Origin of the sequence: Pseudomonas sp. Pc102, assembly GCF_018408275.1 — a bacterium.
In the GTDB taxonomy this organism is placed as follows: Bacteria; Pseudomonadota; Gammaproteobacteria; order Pseudomonadales; family Pseudomonadaceae; genus Metapseudomonas; species Metapseudomonas tohonis.
Genome location: NZ_AP021905.1, coordinates 637,194 through 660,152 on the forward strand (window position 1 = coordinate 637,194; position 22,959 = coordinate 660,152).

At 64.6% G+C, this 22,959-nt stretch carries 19 protein-coding genes, 1 tRNA gene and 1 pseudogene; 3 read left to right on the forward strand and 18 right to left on the reverse strand.

Going from position 1 to position 22,959, the window contains the following annotated elements; all coding sequences use genetic code 11:
- Positions 1-92: 92 nt before the first annotated feature.
- The 7 genes and pseudogenes from PHLH3_RS30610 to rpsU form a co-directional block, all read right to left on the reverse strand.
- Positions 93-476 carry a hypothetical protein gene (locus PHLH3_RS30610; RefSeq protein WP_213628174.1) on the reverse strand — a complete coding sequence of 128 codons (384 nt, stop codon included), beginning with the start codon at positions 474-476 and terminating at the stop codon, positions 93-95.
- A pseudogene (locus PHLH3_RS02980) lies at positions 457-1,181 on the reverse strand (nuclease-related domain-containing protein). Before PHLH3_RS02980 ends, PHLH3_RS30610 begins: the two are co-directional and overlap by 20 nt.
- A gap of 250 nt (positions 1,182-1,431) precedes the next feature.
- Positions 1,432-1,508, reverse strand: a tRNA-Ile gene (locus PHLH3_RS02985).
- Positions 1,509-1,524: 16 nt separating this feature from the next.
- A complete protein-coding gene (locus PHLH3_RS02990; protein ID WP_213628175.1) occupies positions 1,525-5,259 on the reverse strand; it encodes an EAL domain-containing protein in 3,735 nt (1,244 codons plus the stop codon).
- Positions 5,260-5,361: 102 nt separating this feature from the next.
- The gene (gene rpoD / locus PHLH3_RS02995) at positions 5,362-7,212 is read right to left on the reverse strand and encodes an RNA polymerase sigma factor RpoD (RefSeq protein WP_111262271.1); all 1,851 of its coding nucleotides are present in this window, start codon (positions 7,210-7,212) and stop codon (positions 5,362-5,364) included.
- 67 nt (positions 7,213-7,279) lie between these two features.
- Positions 7,280-9,256, reverse strand: coding sequence for a DNA primase (gene dnaG, locus PHLH3_RS03000; RefSeq protein ID WP_213628176.1), 1,977 nt, complete (start codon positions 9,254-9,256; stop codon positions 7,280-7,282).
- 194 nt (positions 9,257-9,450) lie between these two features.
- The gene (gene rpsU, locus PHLH3_RS03005) at positions 9,451-9,666 is read right to left on the reverse strand and encodes a 30S ribosomal protein S21 (RefSeq protein WP_003085057.1); all 216 of its coding nucleotides are present in this window, start codon (positions 9,664-9,666) and stop codon (positions 9,451-9,453) included.
- 204 nt (positions 9,667-9,870) lie between these two features.
- Here rpsU and tsaD point away from each other — a divergent pair, with 204 nt between their 5' ends.
- Complete coding sequence (gene tsaD, locus PHLH3_RS03010) at positions 9,871-10,896, forward strand: tRNA (adenosine(37)-N6)-threonylcarbamoyltransferase complex transferase subunit TsaD (protein WP_173177636.1); 1,026 nt, start codon at positions 9,871-9,873, stop codon at positions 10,894-10,896.
- 54 nt (positions 10,897-10,950) lie between these two features.
- On the opposite strand, the gene plsY is transcribed toward tsaD, so the two are convergent.
- Positions 10,951-11,520 (reverse strand): glycerol-3-phosphate 1-O-acyltransferase PlsY, encoded by a 570-nt coding sequence (gene plsY / locus PHLH3_RS03015; RefSeq protein ID WP_111262268.1) that lies wholly within the window; start codon positions 11,518-11,520, stop codon positions 10,951-10,953.
- Positions 11,521-11,572: 52 nt separating this feature from the next.
- Between plsY and folB the strand changes: the two genes are divergently transcribed.
- Together folB and folK are read left to right on the forward strand one after the other, a co-directional pair.
- On the forward strand, positions 11,573-11,926 hold the full coding sequence (gene folB / locus PHLH3_RS03020) for a dihydroneopterin aldolase (RefSeq protein ID WP_213628177.1): 354 nt from the start codon (positions 11,573-11,575) through the stop codon (positions 11,924-11,926).
- A complete protein-coding gene (gene folK / locus PHLH3_RS03025; protein WP_213628178.1) occupies positions 11,917-12,459 on the forward strand; it encodes a 2-amino-4-hydroxy-6-hydroxymethyldihydropteridine diphosphokinase in 543 nt (180 codons plus the stop codon). The genes folB and folK overlap by 10 nt, the downstream gene beginning before the upstream one ends.
- Here folK and PHLH3_RS03030 read toward each other — a convergent pair.
- The 10 genes from PHLH3_RS03030 to pdxA form a co-directional block, all read right to left on the reverse strand.
- Complete coding sequence (locus tag PHLH3_RS03030) at positions 12,432-13,664, reverse strand: multifunctional CCA addition/repair protein (protein WP_213628179.1); 1,233 nt, start codon at positions 13,662-13,664, stop codon at positions 12,432-12,434. The genes folK and PHLH3_RS03030 overlap by 28 nt on opposite strands.
- Positions 13,630-14,211: a hypothetical protein gene (locus PHLH3_RS03035; RefSeq protein WP_236206260.1), complete on the reverse strand. Its 582-nt coding sequence runs from the start codon at positions 14,209-14,211 to the stop codon at positions 13,630-13,632. Before PHLH3_RS03035 ends, PHLH3_RS03030 begins: the two co-directional genes overlap by 35 nt.
- 59 nt (positions 14,212-14,270) lie before the next feature.
- On the reverse strand, positions 14,271-15,836 hold the full coding sequence (locus PHLH3_RS03040) for a SpoVR family protein (protein WP_111262263.1): 1,566 nt from the start codon (positions 15,834-15,836) through the stop codon (positions 14,271-14,273).
- A 10-nt stretch (positions 15,837-15,846) separates the two neighbouring features.
- Positions 15,847-17,118 (reverse strand): YeaH/YhbH family protein, encoded by a 1,272-nt coding sequence (locus tag PHLH3_RS03045; RefSeq protein WP_173177646.1) that lies wholly within the window; start codon positions 17,116-17,118, stop codon positions 15,847-15,849.
- 112 nt (positions 17,119-17,230) lie between these two features.
- The gene (locus PHLH3_RS03050; RefSeq protein ID WP_111262261.1) at positions 17,231-19,153 is read right to left on the reverse strand and encodes a PrkA family serine protein kinase; all 1,923 of its coding nucleotides are present in this window, start codon (positions 19,151-19,153) and stop codon (positions 17,231-17,233) included.
- A 279-nt stretch (positions 19,154-19,432) separates the two neighbouring features.
- A complete protein-coding gene (gene glpE, locus PHLH3_RS03055) occupies positions 19,433-19,762 on the reverse strand; it encodes a thiosulfate sulfurtransferase GlpE (RefSeq protein WP_213628180.1) in 330 nt (109 codons plus the stop codon).
- Entirely contained in the window at positions 19,759-20,583 is an 825-nt protein-coding gene (locus tag PHLH3_RS03060) for a symmetrical bis(5'-nucleosyl)-tetraphosphatase (protein WP_213628181.1), read from the reverse strand. Before PHLH3_RS03060 ends, glpE begins: the two co-directional genes overlap by 4 nt.
- Positions 20,584-20,595: 12 nt before the next feature.
- Entirely contained in the window at positions 20,596-20,976 is a 381-nt protein-coding gene (apaG, locus tag PHLH3_RS03065) for a Co2+/Mg2+ efflux protein ApaG (protein ID WP_111262258.1), read from the reverse strand.
- Positions 20,977-21,014: 38 nt separating this feature from the next.
- Positions 21,015-21,818 carry a 16S rRNA (adenine(1518)-N(6)/adenine(1519)-N(6))-dimethyltransferase RsmA gene (gene rsmA, locus PHLH3_RS03070; protein ID WP_213628182.1) on the reverse strand — a complete coding sequence of 268 codons (804 nt, stop codon included), beginning with the start codon at positions 21,816-21,818 and terminating at the stop codon, positions 21,015-21,017.
- Positions 21,819-21,936: 118 nt separating this feature from the next.
- Positions 21,937-22,926, reverse strand: coding sequence for a 4-hydroxythreonine-4-phosphate dehydrogenase PdxA (gene pdxA / locus PHLH3_RS03075; protein ID WP_213628183.1), 990 nt, complete (start codon positions 22,924-22,926; stop codon positions 21,937-21,939).
- Positions 22,927-22,959: the final 33 nt, after the last annotated feature.

Below are 22,959 nucleotides of genomic sequence, written 5' to 3' on the forward strand. Positions count from 1 at the left end.
AGCTAGCCTTGGCCGTTTTCTTGGACGTCGGCTTTGGCTTTAATGATCTAGTGTAGATACCATTTAGGTTATACGGCTGCCAGTGGCTCTTGCTATTTCACATTCTTATCAAAATAGCCCTTAGCCAGTTTTGAAAATTTGACAAGGCGTAAGGCGCACCGATTTCTTGATATAGCATTGATCAGTCGATTTTCTTCTACCTGCATTTGGGGACGCAGCTGAATAGTTGATGCCGGCACTGATCGCTTCCGAGACCCGCTTTGCGCTGCTGGACGGGGCAACTCGTTTGTGTTGTCGCGTATCCTGCCCGCACACTTCTTGTACATTCTCTGGTCGCCGTCTTCGCACTGTACTTTCGAAAGGCTCAGCGCCTCAGCAGCGGCTTCATGGGCATCACGTGCTGTTGCGACTTCGGGCGTGGCTGCTAGGTAGCGCAGAATCGGCTTCATAAGCTGATCATAAATCGGGACAGGCATTGCGACTCCGGGCGCAGGTTTGTTGGGACAACTCGCTACCGCATTTCGGCGTGGCCGCTCGGTTGTGGGATTACTCTGGCGCTTAAGATTTTGCACATGCTTACGATGCGTAGCGAGGGTTGGTGCGCAGATGGTGATTTATAGGGCTCGCAGTATGGCGTCGATTTCAGCCTCGCCGAACAGCCACCGCTGGAGGGCCCCGACGTAGCGGATAAAGCCGATGCCCTGGGTGACGTTCGCGGGCATGGCGGTCTTTAAGGTGCTGCCGCCGACGAAGGTGATGACCGAATGCAGGTGCTCGGGAGCGATGCCGAGGGTGGCTTCGAGAGCCTTCAGATGTTTGTAGTTCTGCCGCAGCGGGTTCTGGAACTTGTAGCTGTGCTTGTAGAGCTTCTGCGTCCACTGGGCCTGCTGTTCGCTGCCGAATATCCAGCCGCTCATGTTCTTGGTCTCCAGCACGAAGATGCCGTAGCGGGAGAGGAAGACGTGGTCGATCTGGGTGGTGCCGTCGGGGTTGGCGAGGGTGATGTTGTGCAGGCGCTGGTAGGTCTGCCTGTCCAGTTGCCAGTGGGCGAAGAGCCGGACGAGGCATTCGCCGATATAGCCCTTGCCCAGGGGGGACTTGAGCAGGCCGATGAGGATCATCAGCGGGATGAACCAGGCGAAGGTGGACCAGGCTTGTGCAATGAGCGGTGTGAAATCCATTTCCGACACTCATGTTCCTTGAGTTACTGGAGAGTAGCGAAAAAGCCGCACTGGCACTATGGAATTGCGTTGATATCAATCAAAGGTCTTATGCGGGCCCGTGACGCTTGGCGCGGGTTCGATTACGGGCGGGCGTGGTGAGCCGAATAGAGGGGGCTATTCGGCTCATGGGGTCGCGGGGGGTGTGATCGAGGCCAGCCAGCAGAAACGAAAAAGCCGCGCAATGCGCGGCTTTTTCATGGGGTTTTGGTGGTGGGCCCACACGGACTCGAACCGTGGACCAAAGGATTATGAGTCCTCTGCTCTAACCGACTGAGCTATAGGCCCCCAGAAGGCCGGCGGATTATACCGGCGCCTTTTCCTGAGCGCCAACGGGTTGACACGGATCGAGGAATTGCCGGGCGAAAACGTCGGCGGGCAGGGGGCGGCTGACGACGTAGCCCTGGATCTGTTCGCAGCCTTCGGCGGTGAGGAAGGCTTCCTGGGCGTGGGTTTCGACGCCTTCGGCGATGACCGTGAGTTGCATGCTGCGGCCCAGGGCGATGATGGCGCGGGCGATGGCGGCGTCTTCGAGGTCGTCGGGCAGGCCACGGACGAAGGATTTGTCGATCTTGATGATGTCCAGCGGCAGGCGCTTGAGGTAGCTGAGGGAGGAGTAGCCGGTGCCGAAGTCGTCGATGGCCAGTTGCACGCCGAGTGCCTTGAGGGCGTGGAGCACGGCGAGGGCTTCTTCGGCCTGGCTCATGATGAAGCCTTCGGTGATTTCCAGTTGCAGGTGGCAGGGGACGACGCCTGTGTCCTGCAGCAGGCGGTCGATGCGCTCGACCAGTTGCGGCTGGCGCAGCTGGGCGCCGGCGAGGTTGACGGAGAGTGGGCCGAAGGGGGCGTGGCGGTCCTGCCATTCGCGCATCTGCCGGCAGGCTTCGGCGAGGACCCAGTCGCCCAGGGGAAGGATGAGGCCGTTCTCTTCGGCGAGGGGGATGAAGCGCTCGGGGGAGATTTCGCCGAACAGGGGGTGGTGCCAGCGGATCAGGGCTTCGGCGCCGATCAGGCTGCGGTTCTGCAGGCACAGCTTGGGTTGGTAGTAGAGGCTGAGTTCGCCGCGTTCGAGGGCGCGGCGCAGTTCGTTCTCCAGGGCCATGCGTTCGTTGGCCTGGAAGGTGAGGTCGCGGGTGTAGAACTCGATGCGGTTGCGGCCCTTGGATTTGGCGCGGTACATGGCGGCGTCGGCGTTCTTGACGACGGTGGCGACGTCGTTGCCGTGTTCGGGGTAGAGGCTGATGCCGATGCTGGCGCTGGTGAAGAATTCGTGGTCGTCGGCTTCGAAGGGGGCGCTGAAGCAGGCGAGCACTTTGCTGGCGACGTGTTCGGCGTCGGCGGCGTTGTGCAGGCCGGGCAGGAGGATGATGAATTCGTCGCCGCCGAGGCGGGCGACGGTGTCGATGTCGCGCAGCTGGTCCTTGAGGCGGGCGGCGATGCTTTTGAGCAGGAGGTCGCCGACCGGGTGGCCGAGGCTGTCGTTGATGTGTTTGAAGCGGTCGAGGTCGATGAACAGCACGGCGCCCTGCCGGGCGTCGGTGGTGGCGTCGAGCAGCGCGGCCTGGAGGCGGCTTTCGAAGAGGATGCGGTTGGGCAGCCCGGTGAGGGGGTCGTGGTGGGCCTGGTAGTCGAGGCGGGCCTGGGCGTGCTTGAGGGTGGAGATGTCGGCGAAGACGCCTACGAAGTGGGTGATCTGGTCGTCGCGGTTGCGCACGGCGCTGATGGTCAGCCACTCGGGATAGGGTTCGCCGTTCTTGCGGCGGTTCCAGATTTCGCCCTGCCAGTGGCCGTCGGCGGCGAGCTGGTGCCACATGGCGGCGTAGAAGGCGCTGTCGTGCTGGCCGGAGGCGAGCAGGCGCGGTGATTGGCCGAGGGCTTCGGATTCGCTGTAGCCGGTGATTTCGGTGAAGGCGCGGTTGACGGCGGTGATGCGTTGTTCGGTGTCGGTGATCATCACGCCTTCGGCGGTGCTTTCGAAGACGGTGGCGGCCTGCAGGAGCTTTTCCTGCATGTGCTGGCGCTCGGTGATGTCGCGGGCGATGGTGAGGACGCAGGCTTCGCCGTTGATGGGGATGGGCTGGGCGGTGAGTTCGCAGAGGCGGATGCTGCCGCCCTTGGTGCGCACCGGGGCGGTGAAGTTGCGCAGGCTGCCCTGGTCGCGGATGGCGCGGACCATTTGCTGGCGGTCTTCGGGGTTGGCCCAGATGCCGAGTTCGAGGGTGGAGCGGTCGGCGGCTTCGCGGGCGGTGTAGCCGGTGATGCGGGTGAAGCCTTCGTTGGCTTCGATGAGCCTGCCGTCGGCCAGGCGGGTGATGAGCAGGCCGTCGGGGGAGGCGTGGAAGGCGCGGGCGAATTTCTCTTCGGAGATCTTCAGTTGCTGCTGGGTTTCCTTGACGAGGGTGATGTCGCGCACGACGACGATGAGGGCGGGGACGCCGTCGAGGTCGATGGGTTGCGCGGAGATGAGGCCGGTGAAGCTTTCGCCGCTCTGCCGGCGGAAGGTCATTTCCAGGTTGTGCAGGCTTTCGCTCTGCAGGCGCTGGAGGAGGCCGGGACCCATGTCGGGGGTGCCCCAGATGCCCAGTTCGGTGGCGGTGCGGCCGATGGCCTGGGCGGCGCTGACGCCGGTCTGTTGCTCGAAGGTGCGGTTGACGTCGAGCAGGCGGCCGTCCTGGCGGCGGGCGAGGGCGATGACGTCGGGGCAGTTGTGGAACACGGAGGCGAATTTCTGCTGGGAGAGGCGCAGGGCGTGTTCGGTGTCCTTGGCTTCGGTGATGTCGATCATCAGGCCGCGGATGATCTGGCTGTCGCCCTGGGGGTCGAGGGTGACGATGTCGCGGATCCACAGGACGCGGCCGTCGGCGGCGAGCATGCGGTAGTCGAAGCTGTGGTCGCGCCCGGCGGCGACTTCTTCGTTGCAGAAGTATTCGGCGCGCTGGGCGTCCTCGGGGTGGAGGGTGCGCTGCCAGAAGCCGGGTTCGAGCCAGTCCGCCAGGGGGTAGCCGAGCAGGCGTTCGGCGTGGGGGGAGACGTAGGTGAAGCGGTGTTCGTCGAGGCGCATTTCCCAGGCGATGGCGTTGAGGCTTTCGACCAGGCCGCGGTAGTGCTGCTCGCTGGAGCGCAGTTCGTCTTCGAGCAGGGCGCGGCGTGACATTTCGCCGCTGAGGCGGCGGTTGATGCGCAGGACGAAGACCAGGGCGAGGCCGATCAGCAGCAGGGCGGGGAGGCCGTAGGCGATGAGGGTGGTCCAGACCGGGCGACGGTCGATGACGCCGCCCACCCAGCGGTCCTGGATGGCTTCGACCTGGGCGGTGCTGATGTCGGCGAAGACTTTGTCGAGGATGCCGACCAGGGGGGTGTCGCCACGCGGCGTGGCCATGGCGAGCTGGTAGCGGTAGGGCGTCTCGCCGCTGATGTAGAGGCCTTCGAGCCTGAGCTGGCGCAGGCTCCAGACGCTGGAGGCGAGGTCGCCGACGAAGGCGTCGGCCTGGCCAGTGGCGAGCGCCTGGAGGCTGGCGGCGACGCTGGGCAGGGGCAGGAGGTTGAGGTCGGGATTGCCGCTGCGCAGCAGTTCGTGGGGGGCGTAGTCCTCGACCACGGCTATCTTGAGGCCGTAGAGCTCGCCGAGCGATTTGGGCTGCGGGCCGCCGTCGCGGGCGAGGATGACGATGGGGAAGTCGAGGTAGGGGCGGGTGAAGCTGAGGTATTGCTGGCGTTCGGGGGTGGACATGACGCCGGGCAGCAGGTCGAGCTGGCCATTGCGGGCCTGTTCCAGCACTTCACCCCAGTTGCGGGGCTCCACCGGTTCGAGGCGCACGCCCAGGCGTTCCTGGATCAGCTTGACGTAGTCGGCGGCGAGGCCCTGGTGGCGGCCCTGGCTGTCGCGGAATTCGAAGGGGGGCCAGGAGGCGTCGATGCCCATGCGCAGGACGGGGTGGTCCTGAAGCCATGCCTGTTCTTCCTGCGTGAGGGTGAACGCTCCGGACGGGGCCGCCCAGAACGCCAGACACAGCAGGAGAATGGCAGGCAGACGCGCCATGACGGTCTCGTTCCACGAAGTGATAGGCGGAAGTGTAGACGTGGCAGCTGGCGCTTTGGTAGCAGAAAGAAAAACCCCCGGACTGGCCGGGGGGTTGTTCGATCACTCGTCGAGGAAGGAGCGCAGATGCTCGCTTCGCGACGGGTGGCGCAGCTTGCGCAGCGCCTTGGCTTCGATCTGGCGGATCCGCTCGCGGGTCACATCGAACTGCTTGCCGACTTCCTCGAGGGTGTGGTCGGTGTTCATGTCGATGCCGAAGCGCATGCGCAGGACCTTGGCTTCACGGGCGGTGAGGCCGGCCAGTACTTCGCGGGTCGCTTCCTTGAGGCTTTCTACCGTGGCCACGTCGATCGGGGACTGCATGGTGCTGTCCTCGATGAAGTCGCCCAGGTGGGAGTCCTCGTCGTCGCCGATCGGGGTTTCCATGGAGATCGGCTCTTTGGCGATCTTCAATACCTTGCGGATCTTGTCCTCGGGCATTTCCATGCGCTCGCCAAGCTCTTCCGGGGTGGGCTCGCGGCCCATTTCCTGGAGCATCTGGCGGGAGATGCGGTTGAGCTTGTTGATGGTCTCGATCATGTGCACCGGGATACGGATGGTGCGGGCCTGGTCGGCGATCGAGCGGGTGATCGCCTGGCGGATCCACCAGGTGGCGTAGGTCGAGAACTTGTAGCCGCGACGGTATTCGAACTTGTCCACCGCCTTCATCAGGCCGATGTTGCCTTCCTGGATCAGGTCGAGGAACTGCAGGCCGCGGTTGGTGTACTTCTTGGCGATGGAGATCACGAGACGCAGGTTGGCCTCGACCATCTCTTTCTTCGCCCGGCGGGCTTTCGCTTCGCCGATGGACATGCGGCGGTTGACGTCCTTGATCTCGGCGACCTTGAGGTCGACTTCCTTCTCGAGGTCGATCAGCTTCTGCTGGTTGCGCTTGACGTCGTCCACCAGCTTGCCGAGGGCTTCGGCGTACTTGGCCTTGCCCTTGGCGAGGCCTTCGACCCAGGTCAGGTCGACTTCGTTGCCCGGGAACAGGCGCAGGAAGTCGGCACGCGGCATGCGGGCATCACGCACGCAGAGCTGCATGATGGCGCGTTCCTGGGCACGGACGCGGTCGAGGGCGTCACGGACGCGGTCGACCAGGGCGTCGAACTGCTTCGGCACCAGCTTGATGGGCATGAAGAGTTCGGCCAGGCCTTGCAGCTCGTCGATCGCCTGCTTGCTGCTGCGGCCGTGCTTCTTCAGGGCCTTGCGGGCTTTCTCGAGCTGGTCGGATACGGCGGTGAAGCGACGCAGCGCTTCTTCCGGGTCCGGGCCGCCGTCACCTTCTTCCTCGGTGTCGTCGCCGTCGCCTTCCTCTTCTTCGTCCTCGTCCTTTTCCTTCGCGGCGCTGTCGTCCTTCAGGTCGACGGGCTCGACTTCCTCGGCCGGCAGGCTGCCGTCGTCAGGGTCGATGTAGCCGGCGAGGACGTCGGAGAGACGACCGCCTTCGGTGGTGACTCGGTGGTATTCGGCAAGGATGCTGTCGACGGTACCGGGGAAGTGGGCGATCGCGCTCATCACTTCGCGGATGCCTTCCTCGATGCGCTTGGCGATTTCGATCTCGCCTTCGCGGGTCAGCAGCTCCACGGTCCCCATTTCGCGCATGTACATGCGCACCGGGTCGGTGGTCCGGCCGATGTCGGTCTCGACCGCGGCGAGAGCGGCGGCGGCTTCTTCCGCTGCAGCTTCGTCGGTGTCGGCTTCGGCCAACAACAGGGCATCCGCATCCGGGGCACTCTCGAATACGTTGATCCCCATGTCGTTGATCATGCGGATGATGTCTTCCACCTGTTCCGGATCGGAAATATCCTCCGGCAGGTGGTCATTGACCTCCGCGTAAGTCAGGTAACCCTGCTCACGACCACGGGCGATCAACTCTTTGAGGCGAGACTGCTGTTGCGCTTTTCCGGACATAACACCCTATCCACTTAAGGTCTTGGCGGGCTAAAAACAAGCCGAGGATTATACCTGACCAGGTGCCTCACGCGCCAGTTGGGCTGGTGGAGGCTGGAGATGGACTGCGGCTGAGGAGGTCGCGCAGTTGGTCTTTTTCCTCTGCGCTGAGTTCGCTCTGCCTTGCTTTGCGTAGCAGTTGTTCGAGGCTGCGCTCACGTTGGCGGGCCGACAACCTAGTTATAGTGTCGAAAAACTGTTGTTCAAGGTTGTCGCTCGAAATCAACCATTCCTTTTCCGCCAGGGCCTGCAGCAGGCGGCCCTGTTCGGTGCCGTGCCAGCGGGCGATGAGTTGCAGCGAGCGCAGCTTGGGATTCTTCTGCAGGGCTTCGAGCAGGGACACCATCAGGCGGGCGTACGTGTCGTCTTCTGCCGCGAAATGGCTGGCATTTTCGACCTTCTGGGCAAGGTTCGGGTGATGCAGAAGGGTGCGCAGGGCGGTCAGCGTTGGTGACTCGACCTTGATCTCGGTGCGCGGCGGGCGCTTGAAGTCGTCGCGCCCGCCCTTCCTGTCCCAGGGCTTGCCGCCTTTCTTCCAGTCGCCCTTCTTGCGCTCACCCTTCTGCCAGTCACCCTGTTGTCGGGCGGGTGGCTCGAAGTAGTGCTCCTGGCTCGGCTCGCCGTAGCTTTCGTAGCTGGCGGGGGCGCCGTAGTGGTAGTCGTCGGGGTAGTGCGACGGCTCGCTGCTGGGGGGCGGTGCGTCGTGACTCAGTTGGCCGATCGCCTCACCGTTCAATCCGGTGATTTCCGACAGGCGCTGGCGCATGAGTGTACGCAGGTTGGCGCCGGGAACCTTGTCGATCAGCGGTGCCGCCAGGGTCACCAGGTGTGCCTTGCCTTCCAGGGAACTGGGGTCGGCTTCTTCCTTCAGTTGCTGGAAGAAGTAGTCGGCAAGGGGCTGTGCGTGCTGGGTTATGCGGGCGCGGAAGGCGTCGGTGCCTTCGGCGCGCACCAGGCTGTCCGGGTCCTCGCCTTCGGGAAGGAACAGGAAGCGCGCGCGGCGCCCGTCTTCCAGGCTCGGCAAGGTGGCTTCGAGTGCTCGCCAGGCAGCCTTGCGGCCGGCCTGGTCGCCGTCGAAGCAGAACAGGATGCTGGGCACGAGGCGGAACAGGCGCCTGACATGTTCCTCGCTGGTGGCGGTGCCCAGGGTGGCGACGGCATTGCGCAGGCCTTGCTGGGCGAGGGCGATGACGTCCATGTAGCCCTCGACGACCATGATTTCGTCGAGGTTGCGGTTGTTCTTGCGGGCCTCGTACAGGCCGTAGAGTTCCTGCCCCTTGTGAAAGACCGGTGTCTCGGGGGAGTTCAGGTACTTGGGCTTGTCGTCACCCAGCACCCGGCCGCCGAAGGCGATGATGCGGCCACGGTTGTCGCGGATGGGGAACATGACCCGGTCGCGGAAGCGGTCGTAGCGCTTGCCGCTCTCGGCGTTCTCGATCAGCAGGCCGGCGTCGATCATGGTCTTCTGCTGCAGGGCGTCGCCGGCCAGGTGCTTGAGTAGGTTGTCCCAGCCCGGCGGTGCGAAGCCCAGGCCGAAGTCGCGGGCGATCTCGCCGGACAGGCCGCGGCCTTTCAGGTAGTCCACTGCCGCCTTGCGCGTCGGGTGGCTTTTCAGGGCCTGGCGGTAGTAGTCCGAGGCGGCGCTGAGCAGTGTGTAGAGGGGGGAGTCCGTGGGTTGGCGCGGGCGGTTGCCGCGACCACTTTCTTCACGCGGGACGTCCATCCCGGCGCGCTTGGCGAGTTCCTCGACGGCCTGGGGGAAGTCCAGGTTGTCGTGGTCCATGACGAAGCCGAGGGCGTTGCCGCCGGCGCCGCAGCCGAAGCAGTAGTAGAACTGCTTGTCCGGGCTGACGCTGAAGGAGGGCGTCTTCTCGTTATGGAAGGGGCAGCGGGCGCTGTAGTTCTTGCCGGTCTTCTTCAGCTGGATGCGCGAACTCACCACTTCGACTATGTCGGTGCGGTTCAGCAGATCGTCGATGAAGCCTTGGGGGATCAGGCCGGCCATAGGGTGCTCAGGACTCGGGAGGGTCAAAGCATAGGCCTCCATCACCCTTGGGTGATAGCGGCATTACCAGGGGCTGCAAATGCAAAAAACTCCGGCGTTCGCCAGGGCGAAGCGGAGTGTCGCGTGCGGTGCCTGAATGCACTCGCCCGGCCGGAGCCGGGCGATGCTGAAAGCGTGCGGCGAAGCCTGTTAACTCAGTACAGGCGCTCGCGGCGGCGCTGTTCGCGCTGCACTTTCTTGGCGTGACGCTTAACTGCAGCAGCAGCTTTGCGCTTGCGCTCGGCAGTGGGCTTCTCGTAGAACTCGCGGCTACGTACTTCAGCCAGTACACCGGCTTTTTCGCAGGAGCGCTTGAAGCGACGCAGGGCTACGTCGAAGGGTTCGTTCTCTTTAACTTTGACGGCTGGCATCCAGGTCGTACCTTCACTAATTACCGTGGGTGAACGTGCTCCTGGCTAGGGTTGCGGGAGAACGTCGGTTTTCAAGGGTTGCGGATGTTAACGCCTCGCGCCCCGGAATGCAAAGCCTTCAGTCGAAAACCGCTGGCCGGGGCGGAGGGCGGCGATTATGATGCGCGCCTTCTTTATTGGCTAGGCCTCGAAGGCTCGATCCCAATGCTAGTGCTGGGTCTGGAAACCTCTTGCGACGAGACCGGCGTCGCCCTCTACGACAGCGAACGCGGCCTGCTGGCCGATGCGCTGTTCAGTCAGATCGACCTGCACCGCGTCTATGGCGGTGTGGTGCCTGAGCTGGCATCCCGCGATCACGTCAAGCGCATGCTGCCGCTGCTGCGGGAGGTGCTGGACGGCGCCGGCTGCAAGCCGACGGATATCGATGGCATCGCCTACACCTCGGGCCCCGGCCTGGTCGGCGCTCTGCTGGTCGGCGCCTCCTGTGCGCAAGCCCTGGCGTTCGCCTGGGGCGTGCCCGCATTGGGCGTGCACCATATGGAGGGCCATCTGCTGGCGCCCATGCTGGAAGAGCAGCCACCGGAGTTCCCGTTCGTCGCCTTGCTGGTTTCCGGTGGCCATACGCAGCTGGTGCGCGTCGATGGCATAGGCCGCTACGCGCTGCTCGGTGAGTCGGTGGATGACGCCGCCGGCGAGGCCTTCGACAAGACCGCCAAGCTGATCGGCCTGGGCTATCCGGGTGGCCCTGAGATCGCCCGCCTTGCGGAGTCCGGCGTGGCGGGGCGCTTCACCTTCCCGCGCCCGATGACCGATCGCCCAGGCCTGGATTTCAGTTTCAGCGGCCTGAAGACCTTCGCCCTCAACACCTGGCAGCAGTGCCGCGATGCTGGGGACGACGGTGAGCAAACCCGCTGCGACATCGCTCTGGCGTTCCAGCAGGCGGTGGTCGAGACTCTCGTCATCAAGTGCCGCAGGGCCCTGAAGCAGACCGGCCTGAAGCGCCTGGTGATCGCCGGTGGTGTCAGCGCCAACCAGGCCCTGCGCCAGGCTTTGGAGGCGATGCTGGCCGAGCTCCAGGGCAACGTCTTCTACGCGCGTCCGCGCTTCTGCACCGACAACGGCGCGATGATCGCCTACGCCGGTTGCCAGCGCCTGAAGGCCGGGCAGCAGGAAGGCCCTGCGATCGCCGTGCAGGCTCGTTGGCCGATGGAAAACCTGCCGGCCATCTGAACCCCGTGCGGTTTCCTGAAGCCTCAGGCGTGTAGCTTGAGGCTGTCTTCAGTTTCAGAAATGTCGTTCGCGTCCGGCGAAAAGGTCGCGTAGATTGCCGCGGTGTCGCCAGACGATCAGGCAGCAGAGCACGGCCATCGGCAGCAATGCGCCTGGCTTCTGCCAGGCCAGCAGCGGCAGGGTCAGCGGTGTCGCGATCAAGGCCGCGAGCGAGCTGGTACGGGTGAGGGCGAACGTCAGCGCCCAGGCCGCAACCGCCAGCAGGGCGGCCGGGGGATAGAGCCCGAGCAGCATGCCGGCGGCAGTGGCGACGCCCTTGCCGCCACGGAAGCGGAAGTACAGCGGGTATAGATGCCCGAGCACGGCGGCGAGGCCGATCCAGGCCTGTTTCTGGATGCCGAGCCCGATCAGGTAGGCGACCAGCACGGGCACGAGGCCTTTGAGCAGGTCGCCGAGCAGGGTGAGGATCGCGAGCTTCTTGCCCGCCACGCGCAGCATGTTGGTGGCGCCCGGGTTGCCTGAACCCAGTTCGCGCGGGTCGGCGGTGCCGAACACCCGGCTGAGCAGGATGGCGAAGGACAGCGAGCCGAGCAGGTAGGCGAGGATCGCCAGCAGCCAGAACATTGGTATCCATTCCAGGGCGAGGGAGCCCTGATTCTAACGGGGCAGAACTTACGTGGACACGGTTTTCATCGAGGGTCTTGAAGTCGATACCGTCATCGGTGCGTACGACTGGGAGCGGAGCATTCGCCAGTGCCTGCGCCTGGACCTGCAGATGGGCTGGGACAACCGCCCGGCCGCCGCAGGCGATGAACTGGCCCATGCGCTGGACTACGCCTCGGTGTCCCAGCGCATCCAGGCGTTCGCTGCCGAGTCCCAGTTCCAGTTGGTGGAGACCTTCGCCGAGCGGCTGGTCGCCCTGCTGATGGCTGAATTCCAGATTCCCTGGGTGCGCCTGAAGCTGCACAAGCCCGGCGCGGTTCCCGCTGCCAGCAGCGTTGGCGTGGAGATCGAACGCGGATGCCGCTGACTCCGGTTCTGCTGGGCCTGGGCAGCAACATCGGGCGCGAGGAACACCTGGCAGCCGGCCTCGACGCGCTGGCCGGTTTCCTCCAGGGCATCCAGTGCTCGCCGGTATTCGAAAGCCAGCCGGTGGGCATCAAGAGCGGCCCCTTCTACAACCTGGTGGTGGCCGCCGACACCGACCTGCCGCTGATGGAGCTGGACCGCCGCCTCAAGTTCATCGAGGCCGACAACGGTCGCTACGCGCCAGACCGCAAGGGCCTGCCGCTGGACATCGATGTGCTGCTCTATGGCGATCTGGTCGGCAGCTTCGATGGCTTGGTGCTGCCCCGTGCCGAGGTGCTGAAGAATGCATTCGTGCTCTGGCCCTTGGCACTGGTGGTGCCCGACCGCCTGCACCCGGGTGAGGGACGCAGCTTCGCGGAGTTGTGGGCGACGGCACAGATCCAGCAACAGCTGTGGCCGGTGCCCTTCGCGTGGCGGGGGCGCCCGTTGACCCCCGACGATCTGCTTCAGGCCTTCCCCGCGCCTTCCTTGTAGGCCTTCAGTGCTTTCAGGCGCTCTAGCTTGAGCGCCTCGCCCAGTTCGGCACCCTTGTAGCCCTTCTCCAGCAGGGGCTGGACCGCGACTGCGCGTGCAGCCGAGGCGGCGCCCCGCAGGTAGTCGGCTTGAGGGTATTCGCGCTGCTCGAGGCCGTGACGGCCACGGGCGTCCATCTCGCAGGCCGCGATGAATTCTTCGAAGCGCTGGGGACGGCGGTAGACGTCGAAGCGCGCCAGCAGCTCGGCCAGGGTCGATGCGCGGAGTTCCTGCGCGCGATGGGCGTGGGTATGGAACGCGCCCACCAGCATCGCCAGCTCCTGGCAGTCCCGGGGAACCTTGCAGCGTTCGTTTACCTGCTGGATCAGCTTCAGGCCGCGCTGTTCATGGGCGATGTGCCGGGGCCATTCCTCCTCCGGCGTCTCGCCCTTGCCCAGGTCATGCAGCAGGCAGGCCCAGCGCACGGCGAGGGGTTGCTCATGCTCGGCGCATTGTTGCAGGACGGCGAGCACGTGCAGGCCGGAATCCACTTCCGGGTGGTGCTGCTCGGGCTGGGGGACGCCGAACAGGGCGTCGAGCTCCGGCATCCAGGCCTTGAGCGCGCCACAGTCGCGCAGCACCTGGATGAATACGTCCGGGCGGGGCTCCATCAGGGCGCGGGAGATTTCCTTCCAGCTGCGTTCGGGTGTCAGGGCGTCCAGCTCGCCGGACTCGGCGATCTCACGCATCAGCGCCAGGGTTTCTTCGGCCACCGTGAAGCCCAGTGGCGCATAGCGTGCGGCGAAGCGGGCGACACGCAGTACGCGCAACGGGTCCTCGGCGAAGGCGGGGGAAACGTGGCGGAGGATGCGCCGCTCCAGGTCGCGCTGGCCGCCATAGGGGTCGACCAGCACGCCGTGTTCGTCTTCGGCAATGGCGTTGATGGTGAGGTCGCGGCGGATCAGGTCCTCTTCGAGGCTGACGTCCGGGCTGGCGAAGAAGGTGAAACCGCCATAGCCACGCCCGCTCTTGCGCTCGGTGCGCGCCAGTGCGTACTCCTCGCCACTTTGCGGGTGAAGGAACACCGGGAAATCCGCGCCCACGGGCTTGAAGCCCTGCTCGAGCATTTCTTCAGCGGTCGCGCCGACGACGACCCAGTCCACTTCCGTGACCGGGCGCTGCAACAGCCGGTCACGAACCGCGCCGCCCACCTTGTATATCTGCATGCTCACCTCCGAGGGTGCGGAGGATAGCAGCCCGCTCGTTGGCTGCGATGGGGATTTGCCGGGTCAGTGCCTCCACGGCGCTTTCCAGCAACTCGGCGCTGTCCCAGGAGGGGCTCAGGCCCGTACTGGCGACGCCTTCCCAGAGCACCAGGCCGTCGAGGTCGGTGATGCGCAGGCGCAGGGTGCCGGTTTCGTCACGCAGGCGGTGGATGGCCTGGTAGGGGCCGAGCGGGTTGGGCGGTGCCTGGTCGACCTTGAACTCCAGAGGCGCGTCCTGAAGGGCCAGCCAGTAGTAGACGCGCAGTTCGGGGCTCTGGCTTTCATGGTAGCCGCGCGCGGCAAGGCCCTGGCGAAGCAACGGGTCGAGGCGGATGTAGTGCTCGCGATAGGGCGCCGGGCTTTGCAAGGCCTGCTCCGGGGGAACCAGCTGGAAGCTGTGGCGGATGGCCAGGCCGCTGTCGGCCGGTCTGAGCACCTGGATGCTGGGGATGTGGGTGGAGCAGGTGGCCAGGACCAGGCACAGCAGCAGGACGAGGAACAGGCGCATCGACGCTCTCCATGGACGATGACCGCATGCTCGGGGTCGCCCGGCATGCGGTCAACCGATCAAATGGGCGGGATGACCAGGTCCAGTCGCGGGTATTCGCCGTCTTCGCTGCGCTCGCCCTTGGGCGGTACGTGGTGGGTGCCGGTGATCTGCTCGCCGTTCATGGTCTCCAGGTGGATGTCGAAGCCCCAGAGGCGGTGCAGGTGGCGCAGCACCTCCTCGGTGGACTCGCCCAGGGGTTTGCGGTCGTGTTGCTGGTGGCGCAGGGTCAGGGAGCGGTCGCCGCGGCGGTCGACGTTCCAGATCTGCACGTTCGGCTCGCGGTTGCCGAGGTTGTACTGGGCGGCGAGCGTCTCGCGGATCTGCCGGTAGCCGGGTTCGTCATGGATGGCGGGTACCAGCAACTCGTCCTTCTGGTCGTCGTCGAGGATGCTGAACAGCTTGAAGTCGCGGATCACCTTGGGCGAGAGGTACTGGAGGATGAAGCTCTCGTCCTTGAAGCTCTTCATGGCGAACTTGATGGTGGAGAGCCAGTCGCCGCCGGCGATATCGGGGAACCAGCGCTTGTCCTCCTCGGTGGGTTCTTCGCATATGCGGCGGATGTCGCGGTACATGGCGAAGCCCAGGGCATAGGGGTTTATGCCGCTGTAGTAGGGGCTGTCGAAGCCGGGCTGGAACACGACGCTGGTGTGGGACTGGAGGAACTCGAGCATGAAGCCCTCGGTAACCAGGCCTTCGTCGTAGAGGTCGTTCATCAGGGTGTAGTGCCAGAAGGTGGCCCAGCCTTCGTTCATGACCTGGGTCTGGCGTTGCGGATAGAAGTACTGGGCGATCTTGCGCACGATGCGCACGATCTCGCGCTGCCAGGGCTCCAGCAGTGGCGCGTGCTTCTCGATGAAGTAGAGGATGTTTTCCTGGGGTTCGGGCGGGAAGCGCCGGTTGTCCTTGTCGCCGCCCTTGCCGGCGCCCTTGGGGATGGTGCGCCAGAGGTCGTTGATCTGCTTCTGCAGGTGCTCCTCGCGCTCCTTCTGGCGGCGCCGTTCTTCTTCGGCGGAGATCGGGTAGGGGCGCTTGTAGCGGTCGACGCCGTAGTTCATCAGGGCATGGCAGGAGTCCAGCAGGTCTTCCACCGCGTCGATGCCGTGGCGCTCCTCGCACTGCATGATGTACTGCTTGGCGAACACCAGGTAGTCGATGATCGAGCTGGCATCGGTCCAGGTGCGGAACAGGTAGTTGCCCTTGAAGAAGCTGTTGTGGCCGTAGCAGGCGTGGGCGATCACCAGCGCCTGCATGGTGATGGTGTTCTCCTCCATCAGGTAGGCGATGCAGGGGTCTGAGTTGATCACGATCTCGTAGGCCAGGCCCATCTGTCCGCGGGAATAGCCTTTCTCCGTGGCCAGGAAGTGCTTGCCGTAGGACCAGTGGTGGTAGCCCAGCGGCATGCCCACGGACGCGTAGGCATCCATCATCTGCTCGGCGGTGATGACTTCGATCTGGTTGGGATAGGTGTCAAGCGCATAGCGCTCGGCCAGCCGGCCGATCTCGCGGTCGTAGGTGCGGATCAGGTCGAAGGTCCACTCGGACCCCGTGGAGATGGGCTGCCTCTTCTTTTCTGTGGCGGTCATGTCACGGCCCTCAGTTAACCAGTCGGCGCTGGAACAGTTCGCGGAACACCGGGTAGATGTCGCCAGCGGTGACGATCTGTTGCTGGGCGAAGGTGTCGGCGAAGGCGTCGCAGACCTGCTCGTACTCGAACCAGAGCGCCTGGTGCTCGCGTGGGGTGATCTCTACATAGGTGTAGTACTGCACGAAGGGCATGATCTGCTTGATCAGGATGTCCCGGCAGATGGGCGAGTCGTCGTTCCAGTTGTCGCCGTCCGAAGCCTGGGCTGCGTAGATGTTCCATTCGTTGACGGGGTAGCGCTCGGCCATGATCTCCTGCATCAGCTTGAGGGCGCTGGAGACGATGGTGCCGCCGGTCTCGCGGGAGTAGAAGAACTCCTCCTCGTCGACCTCGCGGGCGCTGGTGTGGTGGCGGATGAACACGACTTCGATCTTGTCGTAGTTCCGCTTGAGGAACAAGTACAGCAGGATGAAGAAGCGCTTGGCGATGTCCTTGGTCGCCTGGGTCATGGAGCCCGAGACGTCCATCAGGCAGAACATCACGGCCTTGGAGCTGGGGTTGGGCTGCTTGACCAGCAGGTTGTACTTGAGGTCGAAGGTGTCGAGGAACGGCACCCGCTCGATGCGTGCGCGCAGCTTGAGGATCTCGGCTTCCAGTTCCTGGATGTCGCCGAAGTTGTCCGGCTCCTCGCGCTTGAGGCGGGCAAGCTCTTCACGGGCGATGCGCAACTTGGCGCGGCTGGAGCCGGAAAGCGCGATACGCCGGGCGTGGGCCGAGCGCAGGGTACGGATGATGTTGATGCGCGAGGGGTTGCCCTCGTTGCTGATGCCGGCGCGTACGGTCTTGAAGGTGTCGCTGCCGGTGAGGTGGCGTTTCACCAGGTTGGGCAGTTCGAGGTCCTCGAACATGAAGTCGAGGAACTCCTCCTGGGTGATTTGGAAGACGAACTCGTCCATGCCTTCGCCGGAGTTGCTCGCCTTGCCGCTGCCACGCCCCGCGCCGCCGCCCTGGGGGCGCGGAATGCGTTCGCCGGTGGTGAATTCCTTATTGCCGGGATGGACGATGGTCTGGCGCCCGCCACGGCCATGGTGCAGCACCGGCTCGTCGATATCCCGGCCGGGGATGCTGATCTGCTCGCCATGCTCCATGTCGGTGATGGAGCGGCGGCTGACCGCTTCCTCCACCGCTTTCTTGATGTGGTCGCGGTACCGCCTGAGGAAGCGCTGGCGGTTAACCGTGCTCTTGTTCTTGCCATTCAGGCGTCGGTCGATCACGTAGCTCATGGATGCCCCTCCGGGGCAGCTTCAAGCCGCAAGCTGCAAGCTGCAAGTAGACGCGCAGAGCACCGGCCCCCGCCCCTACCTGCCGCTTGGAGCTCGTAGCTTGTGGCTGCTGTTACTGCGACTTGCGTACCCGCAGGTACCACTCGGACAGCAGGCGAACCTGTTTCTCGGTGTAGCCGCGCTCGACCATGCGTTTGACGAAATCGTTGTGCTTCTGCTGTTCGTCCTTGCTGCCCTTGGCGTTGAAGCTGATGACCGGCAGCAGGTCCTCGGTGTTGGAGAACATTTTCTTCTCGATCACCACCCGCAGCTTCTCGTAGCTGAGCCAGGTGGGGTTCTTGCCGTTGTTGTTGGCCCGGGCGCGCAGCACGAAGTTGACGATCTCGTTGCGGAAGTCCTTCGGGTTGCTGATGCCGGCCGGTTTCTCGATCTTCTCCAGCTCCTCGTTGAGGGCGACGCGGTTGAGGATTTCACCGGTCTCCGGATCGCGGTATTCCTGGTCCTGGATCCAGAAGTCGGCGTAGAGCACATAACGGTCGAAGATGTTCTGGCCGTACTCGCTGTACGACTCGAGGTAGGCGGTCTGGATTTCCTTGCCGATGAACTCGATGTAGCGCGGGGCGAGGTATTCCTTGATGTAGCGCAGGTAGCGCTCGCGCACTTCGGCGGGGAACTGTTCCTGCTCGATCTGCTGTTCGAGCACGTAGAGCAGGTGCACCGGGTTGGCGGCGACCTCATGCGGGTCGAAGTTGAACACCTTGGACAGGATCTTGAAGGCGAAGCGGGTCGACAGGCCGTTCATGCCTTCGTCGACGCCTGCGGCGTCGCGGTATTCCTGGATCGACTTGGCCTTGGGGTCGGTATCCTTGAGGTTCTCGCCGTCATAGACGCGCATCTTCGAGTAGATGTTGGAGTTCTCGGGTTCCTTCAGGCGTGACAGGGCGGAGAACTGGGCGAGCATCTTCAGGGTGTCGGGCGCGCAGTGGGCATGGGCCAGCGAGCTGTTGGCCAGCAGCTTGTCGTAGATCTTGATCTCGTCGGTGACGCGCAGGCAGTAGGGCACCTTGACGATGTAGATGCGGTCGATGAACGCCTCGTTGTTCTTGTTGTTGCGGAAGCTGTGCCATTCCGACTCGTTGGAGTGGGCCAGCAGGATGCCCTGGAAGGGGATGGCCCCCAGCCCCTCGGTGCTGTTGTAGTTGCCTTCCTGGGTGGCGGTCAGCAACGGGTGCAGCACCTTGATCGGTGCCTTGAACATCTCGACGAATTCCATCAGGCCCTGGTTGGCCCGGCACAGTGCGCCCGAATAGCTGTAGGCGTCGGCGTCGTTCTGCGGGAATTCCTCCAGCTTGCGGATATCCACCTTGCCCACCAGGGCGGAGATGTCCTGGTTGTTCTCGTCACCGGGCTCGGTCTTGGCCACGGCGATCTGGTTGAGGATCGAGGGATAGAGCTTGACCACGCGGAACTGGCTGATGTCGCCGCCGAACTCGGCGAGGCGCTTGGTGGCCCAGGGCGACATGATGGTGGAGAGGTAGCGGCGGGGGATGCCGTAGTCCTCTTCGAGGATGGCGCCGTCCTCGGTGGCGTTGAACAGCCCGAGGGGCGATTCGAACACCGGCGAGCCCTTGATGGCGTAGAAGGGCACTTTCTCGATCAGCTGCTTGAGCTTCTCGGCCAGGGACGACTTGCCGCCGCCGACCGGGCCCAGGAGGTAGAGGATCTGTTTCTTCTCTTCCAGGCCCTGCGCCGCATGGCGGAAGAAGGCGACGATCTGGTCGATGCAGTCTTCCATGCCGTGGAAGTCGGCGAAGGCCGGGTAACGGCGTATCACCTTGTTGGAGAAGATCCGCGAAAGCCGCGAGTCGGCGGAGGTATCCAGCAGCTCCGGTTCACCGATGGCCATGAGCATGCGCTCGGCTGCGGTGGCATAGGCGCTGCGGTCCTGCTTGCACAGGTCGAGGTATTCCTGAAGGGAATACTCCTCCTGGCGGGTCGCCTCGAAGCGTTGTTGGAAGTGGCTGAAAATGCTCATTACGTCACCTCGCTGGATACTGGGAGCCGGCGGGGTCGGTCACGCGGGTGTGGGCAGTCAGCCGACGAGTCGGCCGATGAGAATCCCCCAGAACACCTAAATGGTCGCCGCCGATGGCCCGGAACCGGTGTGCCGGCTCTCCCCTGTTGGATGGCCTGACCTAAGAGTAGTTCGGAATCCGGCAGGTCAAGGATGACGGAAGGATAACAAGAGATTGCCGTTCGTCAGGTCGCGGCGCGAGACCAGTGATGGCGCGGGGTTGCGCCATCGAGAATTTTTTTACTCGACGCTGCCCTGGGCGACTTCATCGGGGTAGGTGGCGCGCCAGAGCTCGAAGCCGCCGTCCAGGCTGTAGACATCGGAGAAGCCCTGGCCCACAAGGTAGGCCGCAGCTCCCTGGCTGGAATTGCCGTGGTAGCAGGTGACGATCAATGGCTTGTCGAGGTCGGCCCTGGCGATGAAGTCGGCCAGGGAGTAGTTGTCCAGGTGCTGCGACCCGGCGATGTGGCCGTTGGCGTAGCTCTGCGGGTCACGGATGTCGACCACCTGTGCACCCTGTTCGCGCAGCGCCTGGGCGCGCTCCGGGGGTATACGCTGGAATTCGCTCATGCTTTGTTCTCCTCGCAACTGCAGCTGATGCGTTCGCCGCTGTCGACGTTCAGCAGGGTCATGGCCCCGCCCCAGACACAACCGGTGTCCAGGGCGTAGAGGCCGGGTTCGTCGCACTTGCCTTCCAGTGCCGCCCAGTGGCCGAAGATGATCTTCTGGCCGCGGGTCTTTCGTCCCGGGTGGCTGAACCAGGGGGCGTAGCCGGGCGGGGCGGTGTCGACGCCTTCCTTGCTCTTGAGGTCCAGGGTGCCATCGGCCGTGCAGAAGCGCATGCGGGTGAAATAGTTAGTGATGACACGCAGGCGGGCAACGCCTTGCAGGTCACTGTCCCATTTCGCCGGCTCGTTGCCGTACATCCCGTCCAGGAAGAGCGGCAGGCGCGCATCGTCCAGCAGGACTTCCTCCACCTCGGCGGCGCGTTTCAGTGCCTTGGCCAGGGTCCAGTTGGGCGGGATCCCGGCGTGGACCATGGCGATGTCGCGCTGCTCGTCGTAGTGCACCAGCTTCTGCCGCCGCAGCCAGTCGAGTAGGTCCGCCGCATCGGGGGCCTCGACGATCTCGCGCAGGGTGTCGGACTTCTTCAGGCGTTCGGTGTTGTGTGCCACTGCCAGCAGGTGCAGGTCGTGGTTGCCGAGCACGCAGGTCAGGCTGTCGCGCATGGCGTACAGGAAGCGCAAGGTCTCCAGGGACTGCGGGCCGCGATTGACCAGGTCGCCGACCAGCCACAGGCGGTCGCGGGCGGGGTCGAAGGCGACGCGTTCGAGCAGGCACTCGAGCGGGGTGAGGCAGCCCTGGAGGTCGCCGACTGCGTAAACCGTCATCGAGCTCTCCTGTCAGTGCAGCGCGCCAGGAACGGCCAGGCGGAAGGGGGCGATCTCGGCATCGAAGCGCTTGCCGTCCTCGGCGACCATCTGGTAGCTGCCCTGCATGGTGCCGACGCGGGTCGCCATCACGGTGCCGCTGCTGTAGACGTGGCTCGCGCCCGGTTCGATCAGCGGCTGCTGGCCGACCACGCCGGCACCGCGCACTTCCTGCACATGGCCGTCGCCATCGGTGATCACCCAGTGGCGCGATACCAGCTTGGCCGGTAACTCGCCTTCATTGCGAATGGTCACGGTGTAGGAGAAGGCGAAGCGGCTCTGTTCGGGCTGCGACTGCTCCGGGAGGAAGCGGGTGGTGACGCTGACGGCGACCAGGTAGCGGGAATCGGGCACGGGTCTGTTCTCTGGAACCGGAATGGAAGTCTAGGGCGTCATGCGCCCGTTGTCTGTTCGGCCAGCTTGTCGGCCAGGCGCACGAAGGCCGCCAGGTCCAGCTGTTCGGGACGCAGGCCGCCCTCTACGCCGGCCGCCTCGATGGCGTTACTGTCGAGCAGGCCCTTGAGGGTGTTGCGCAGGGTCTTGCGGCGCTGATTGAAGGCTTCGCGCACCACGCGCTCCAGCAGGCGGTGGTCCTTGGCCGGATGCGGCAGCACGTCGTGGGGCACCAGGCGGACGATGGCCGAGTCCACCTTGGGCGGCGGATTGAAGGCGCCGGGGCCGACGTTGAACAGGTGCTCCACGCGGCAGTGGTACTGGACCATGATCGACAGGCGACCCCAGTCGCCACCGCCGGGCTCTGCGGCCAGGCGCTCGACCACCTCCTTCTGCAACATGAAATGCATGTCGCGTATCAGGTGGGCGTTATCCAGCAAGTGGAAGATCAGCGGGGTGGAGATGTTGTAGGGCAGGTTGCCCACCACGCGCAGGTTGTTGGGCGTGGTGTCGAGCTGGGCGAAGTCGAACTTGAGGGCATCGCCCTGGTTCAGGCGGAAGCGCGGCTCGGTATCGAACTTGTCCTGCAGGATGGGGATCAGGTCGAGGTCCAGCTCGATGACGTCGAGCTGTGCGCCACTGCCGAGCAGGCCCTCGGTGAGTGCGCCCTGGCCCGGGCCGATCTCCACGAGGTGTTCGCCTTCCTTCGCGTGGATGGCGCGCAGGATGCGGTGGATGACGCCGGCGTCATGCAGGAAGTTCTGGCCGAAGCGCTTGCGTGCGCGGTGTTGGTATTCGGACATTGCGGGCTCCAGGTGGAGCAGCTTGAAGCCGGTAGCTTGAAGCTGGAAGCGGGGAAAGGCGCGCAGTCTACAGCATTGCGCCGACCAGGCCGAAATGTGCTGATCGGCGCTTGCAGGCTCAGCTACGGCTGGCTGCCATCTCGTAGGCCGTCTCCAGTGCCACCTGCAGGCTGCCGCCGTCGATGCGCCCCGTTCCGGCCAGGTCGAGGGCGGTGCCGTGGTCGACCGAGGTGCGGATGATCGGCAGGCCGAGGGTGACGTTCACCGCCGCGCCGAAGCCCTTGTACTTCAGCACCGGCAGCCCCTGGTCGTGGTACATGGCCAGCACCGCATCGCAGTGCTCCAGGTGCTTGGGTGTGAACAGGGTGTCGGCGGGGAGCGGGCCGATCAGGTTCAGGCCCTCCTCGCGCAGGCGTTGCAGGCAGGGCTCGATGACTTCGATCTCCTCGCGTCCCAGGTGGCCGCCTTCCCCCGCATGGGGATTGAGGCCGCAGACCAGGATGCGGGGTGTGGGCAGGCCGAATTTCTCCACCAGGTCGGCGTGCAGGATGCGGGTGACCCTTTCCAGGCGCTCGGTCGTGATCGCGGCGGCAACGTCCTTGAGGGGCAGGTGGGTGGTCACCAGGGCGACGCGCAGGCCACGGGTGGCGAGCATCATCACCACCTGCTGGGTTTGGGTCAGTTCGGCGAGGAACTCCGTGTGGCCGGAGAAGGCGATTCCGGCCTCGTTGATCACACCCTTGTGCACGGGCGCCGTGATCATTCCGGCGAAGTGGCCATCCAGGCAGCCCTTGCCTGCACGGGTCAGGGTGTCGAGCACGTAGCTGGCATTGGCACGATCGAGCACGCCGGGATGGACGGGGGCTTGCAGCGGGGTGTCCCAGACATAGAGCGATCCCGCTTCTGCGGGGCTGTCGGGCCAGGCGTCGGGTGATACGGGGATGACGCCGATGTCGAGGCCGAGCTGGCTGGCGCGCTCTTGCAGCAGTGCCTGGCTGGCGATGGCGATCAGCGGGTAGGGCTGGCGTTCGCGGGACAGGAGCAGGCAGAGGTCCGGGCCGATGCCGGCGGGTTCACCAGGGGTGAGGGCGAAGCGGGGAAGGGGCATTGCGGGGCTCTCCGGCTGTGGCGCGTGGCGGCG

What these genes read in the sequence shown, in the direction of transcription:
- PHLH3_RS30610 (WP_213628174.1), bottom strand. Translation starts at nt 476, where the DNA reads ATGCCTGTCCCGATTTATGATCAGCTTATGAAGCCGATTCTGCGCTAC.
- PHLH3_RS02990 (WP_213628175.1), bottom strand. Translation starts at nt 5,259, where the DNA reads ATGGCGCGTCTGCCTGCCATTCTCCTGCTGTGTCTGGCGTTCTGGGCG.
- rpoD (WP_111262271.1), bottom strand. Translation starts at nt 7,212, where the DNA reads ATGTCCGGAAAAGCGCAACAGCAGTCTCGCCTCAAAGAGTTGATCGCC.
- dnaG (WP_213628176.1), bottom strand. Translation starts at nt 9,256, where the DNA reads ATGGCCGGCCTGATCCCCCAAGGCTTCATCGACGATCTGCTGAACCGC.
- rpsU (WP_003085057.1), bottom strand. Translation starts at nt 9,666, where the DNA reads ATGCCAGCCGTCAAAGTTAAAGAGAACGAACCCTTCGACGTAGCCCTG.
- tsaD (WP_173177636.1), top strand. Translation starts at nt 9,871, where the DNA reads ATGCTAGTGCTGGGTCTGGAAACCTCTTGCGACGAGACCGGCGTCGCC.
- plsY (WP_111262268.1), bottom strand. Translation starts at nt 11,520, where the DNA reads ATGTTCTGGCTGCTGGCGATCCTCGCCTACCTGCTCGGCTCGCTGTCC.
- folK (WP_213628178.1), top strand. Translation starts at nt 11,917, where the DNA reads ATGCCGCTGACTCCGGTTCTGCTGGGCCTGGGCAGCAACATCGGGCGC.
- PHLH3_RS03030 (WP_213628179.1), bottom strand. Translation starts at nt 13,664, where the DNA reads ATGCAGATATACAAGGTGGGCGGCGCGGTTCGTGACCGGCTGTTGCAG.
- PHLH3_RS03035 (WP_236206260.1), bottom strand. Translation starts at nt 14,211, where the DNA reads ATGCGCCTGTTCCTCGTCCTGCTGCTGTGCCTGGTCCTGGCCACCTGC.
- PHLH3_RS03040 (WP_111262263.1), bottom strand. Translation starts at nt 15,836, where the DNA reads ATGACCGCCACAGAAAAGAAGAGGCAGCCCATCTCCACGGGGTCCGAG.
- PHLH3_RS03045 (WP_173177646.1), bottom strand. Translation starts at nt 17,118, where the DNA reads ATGAGCTACGTGATCGACCGACGCCTGAATGGCAAGAACAAGAGCACG.
- PHLH3_RS03050 (WP_111262261.1), bottom strand. Translation starts at nt 19,153, where the DNA reads ATGAGCATTTTCAGCCACTTCCAACAACGCTTCGAGGCGACCCGCCAG.
- glpE (WP_213628180.1), bottom strand. Translation starts at nt 19,762, where the DNA reads ATGAGCGAATTCCAGCGTATACCCCCGGAGCGCGCCCAGGCGCTGCGC.
- PHLH3_RS03060 (WP_213628181.1), bottom strand. Translation starts at nt 20,583, where the DNA reads ATGACGGTTTACGCAGTCGGCGACCTCCAGGGCTGCCTCACCCCGCTC.
- rsmA (WP_213628182.1), bottom strand. Translation starts at nt 21,818, where the DNA reads ATGTCCGAATACCAACACCGCGCACGCAAGCGCTTCGGCCAGAACTTC.
- pdxA (WP_213628183.1), bottom strand. Translation starts at nt 22,926, where the DNA reads ATGCCCCTTCCCCGCTTCGCCCTCACCCCTGGTGAACCCGCCGGCATC.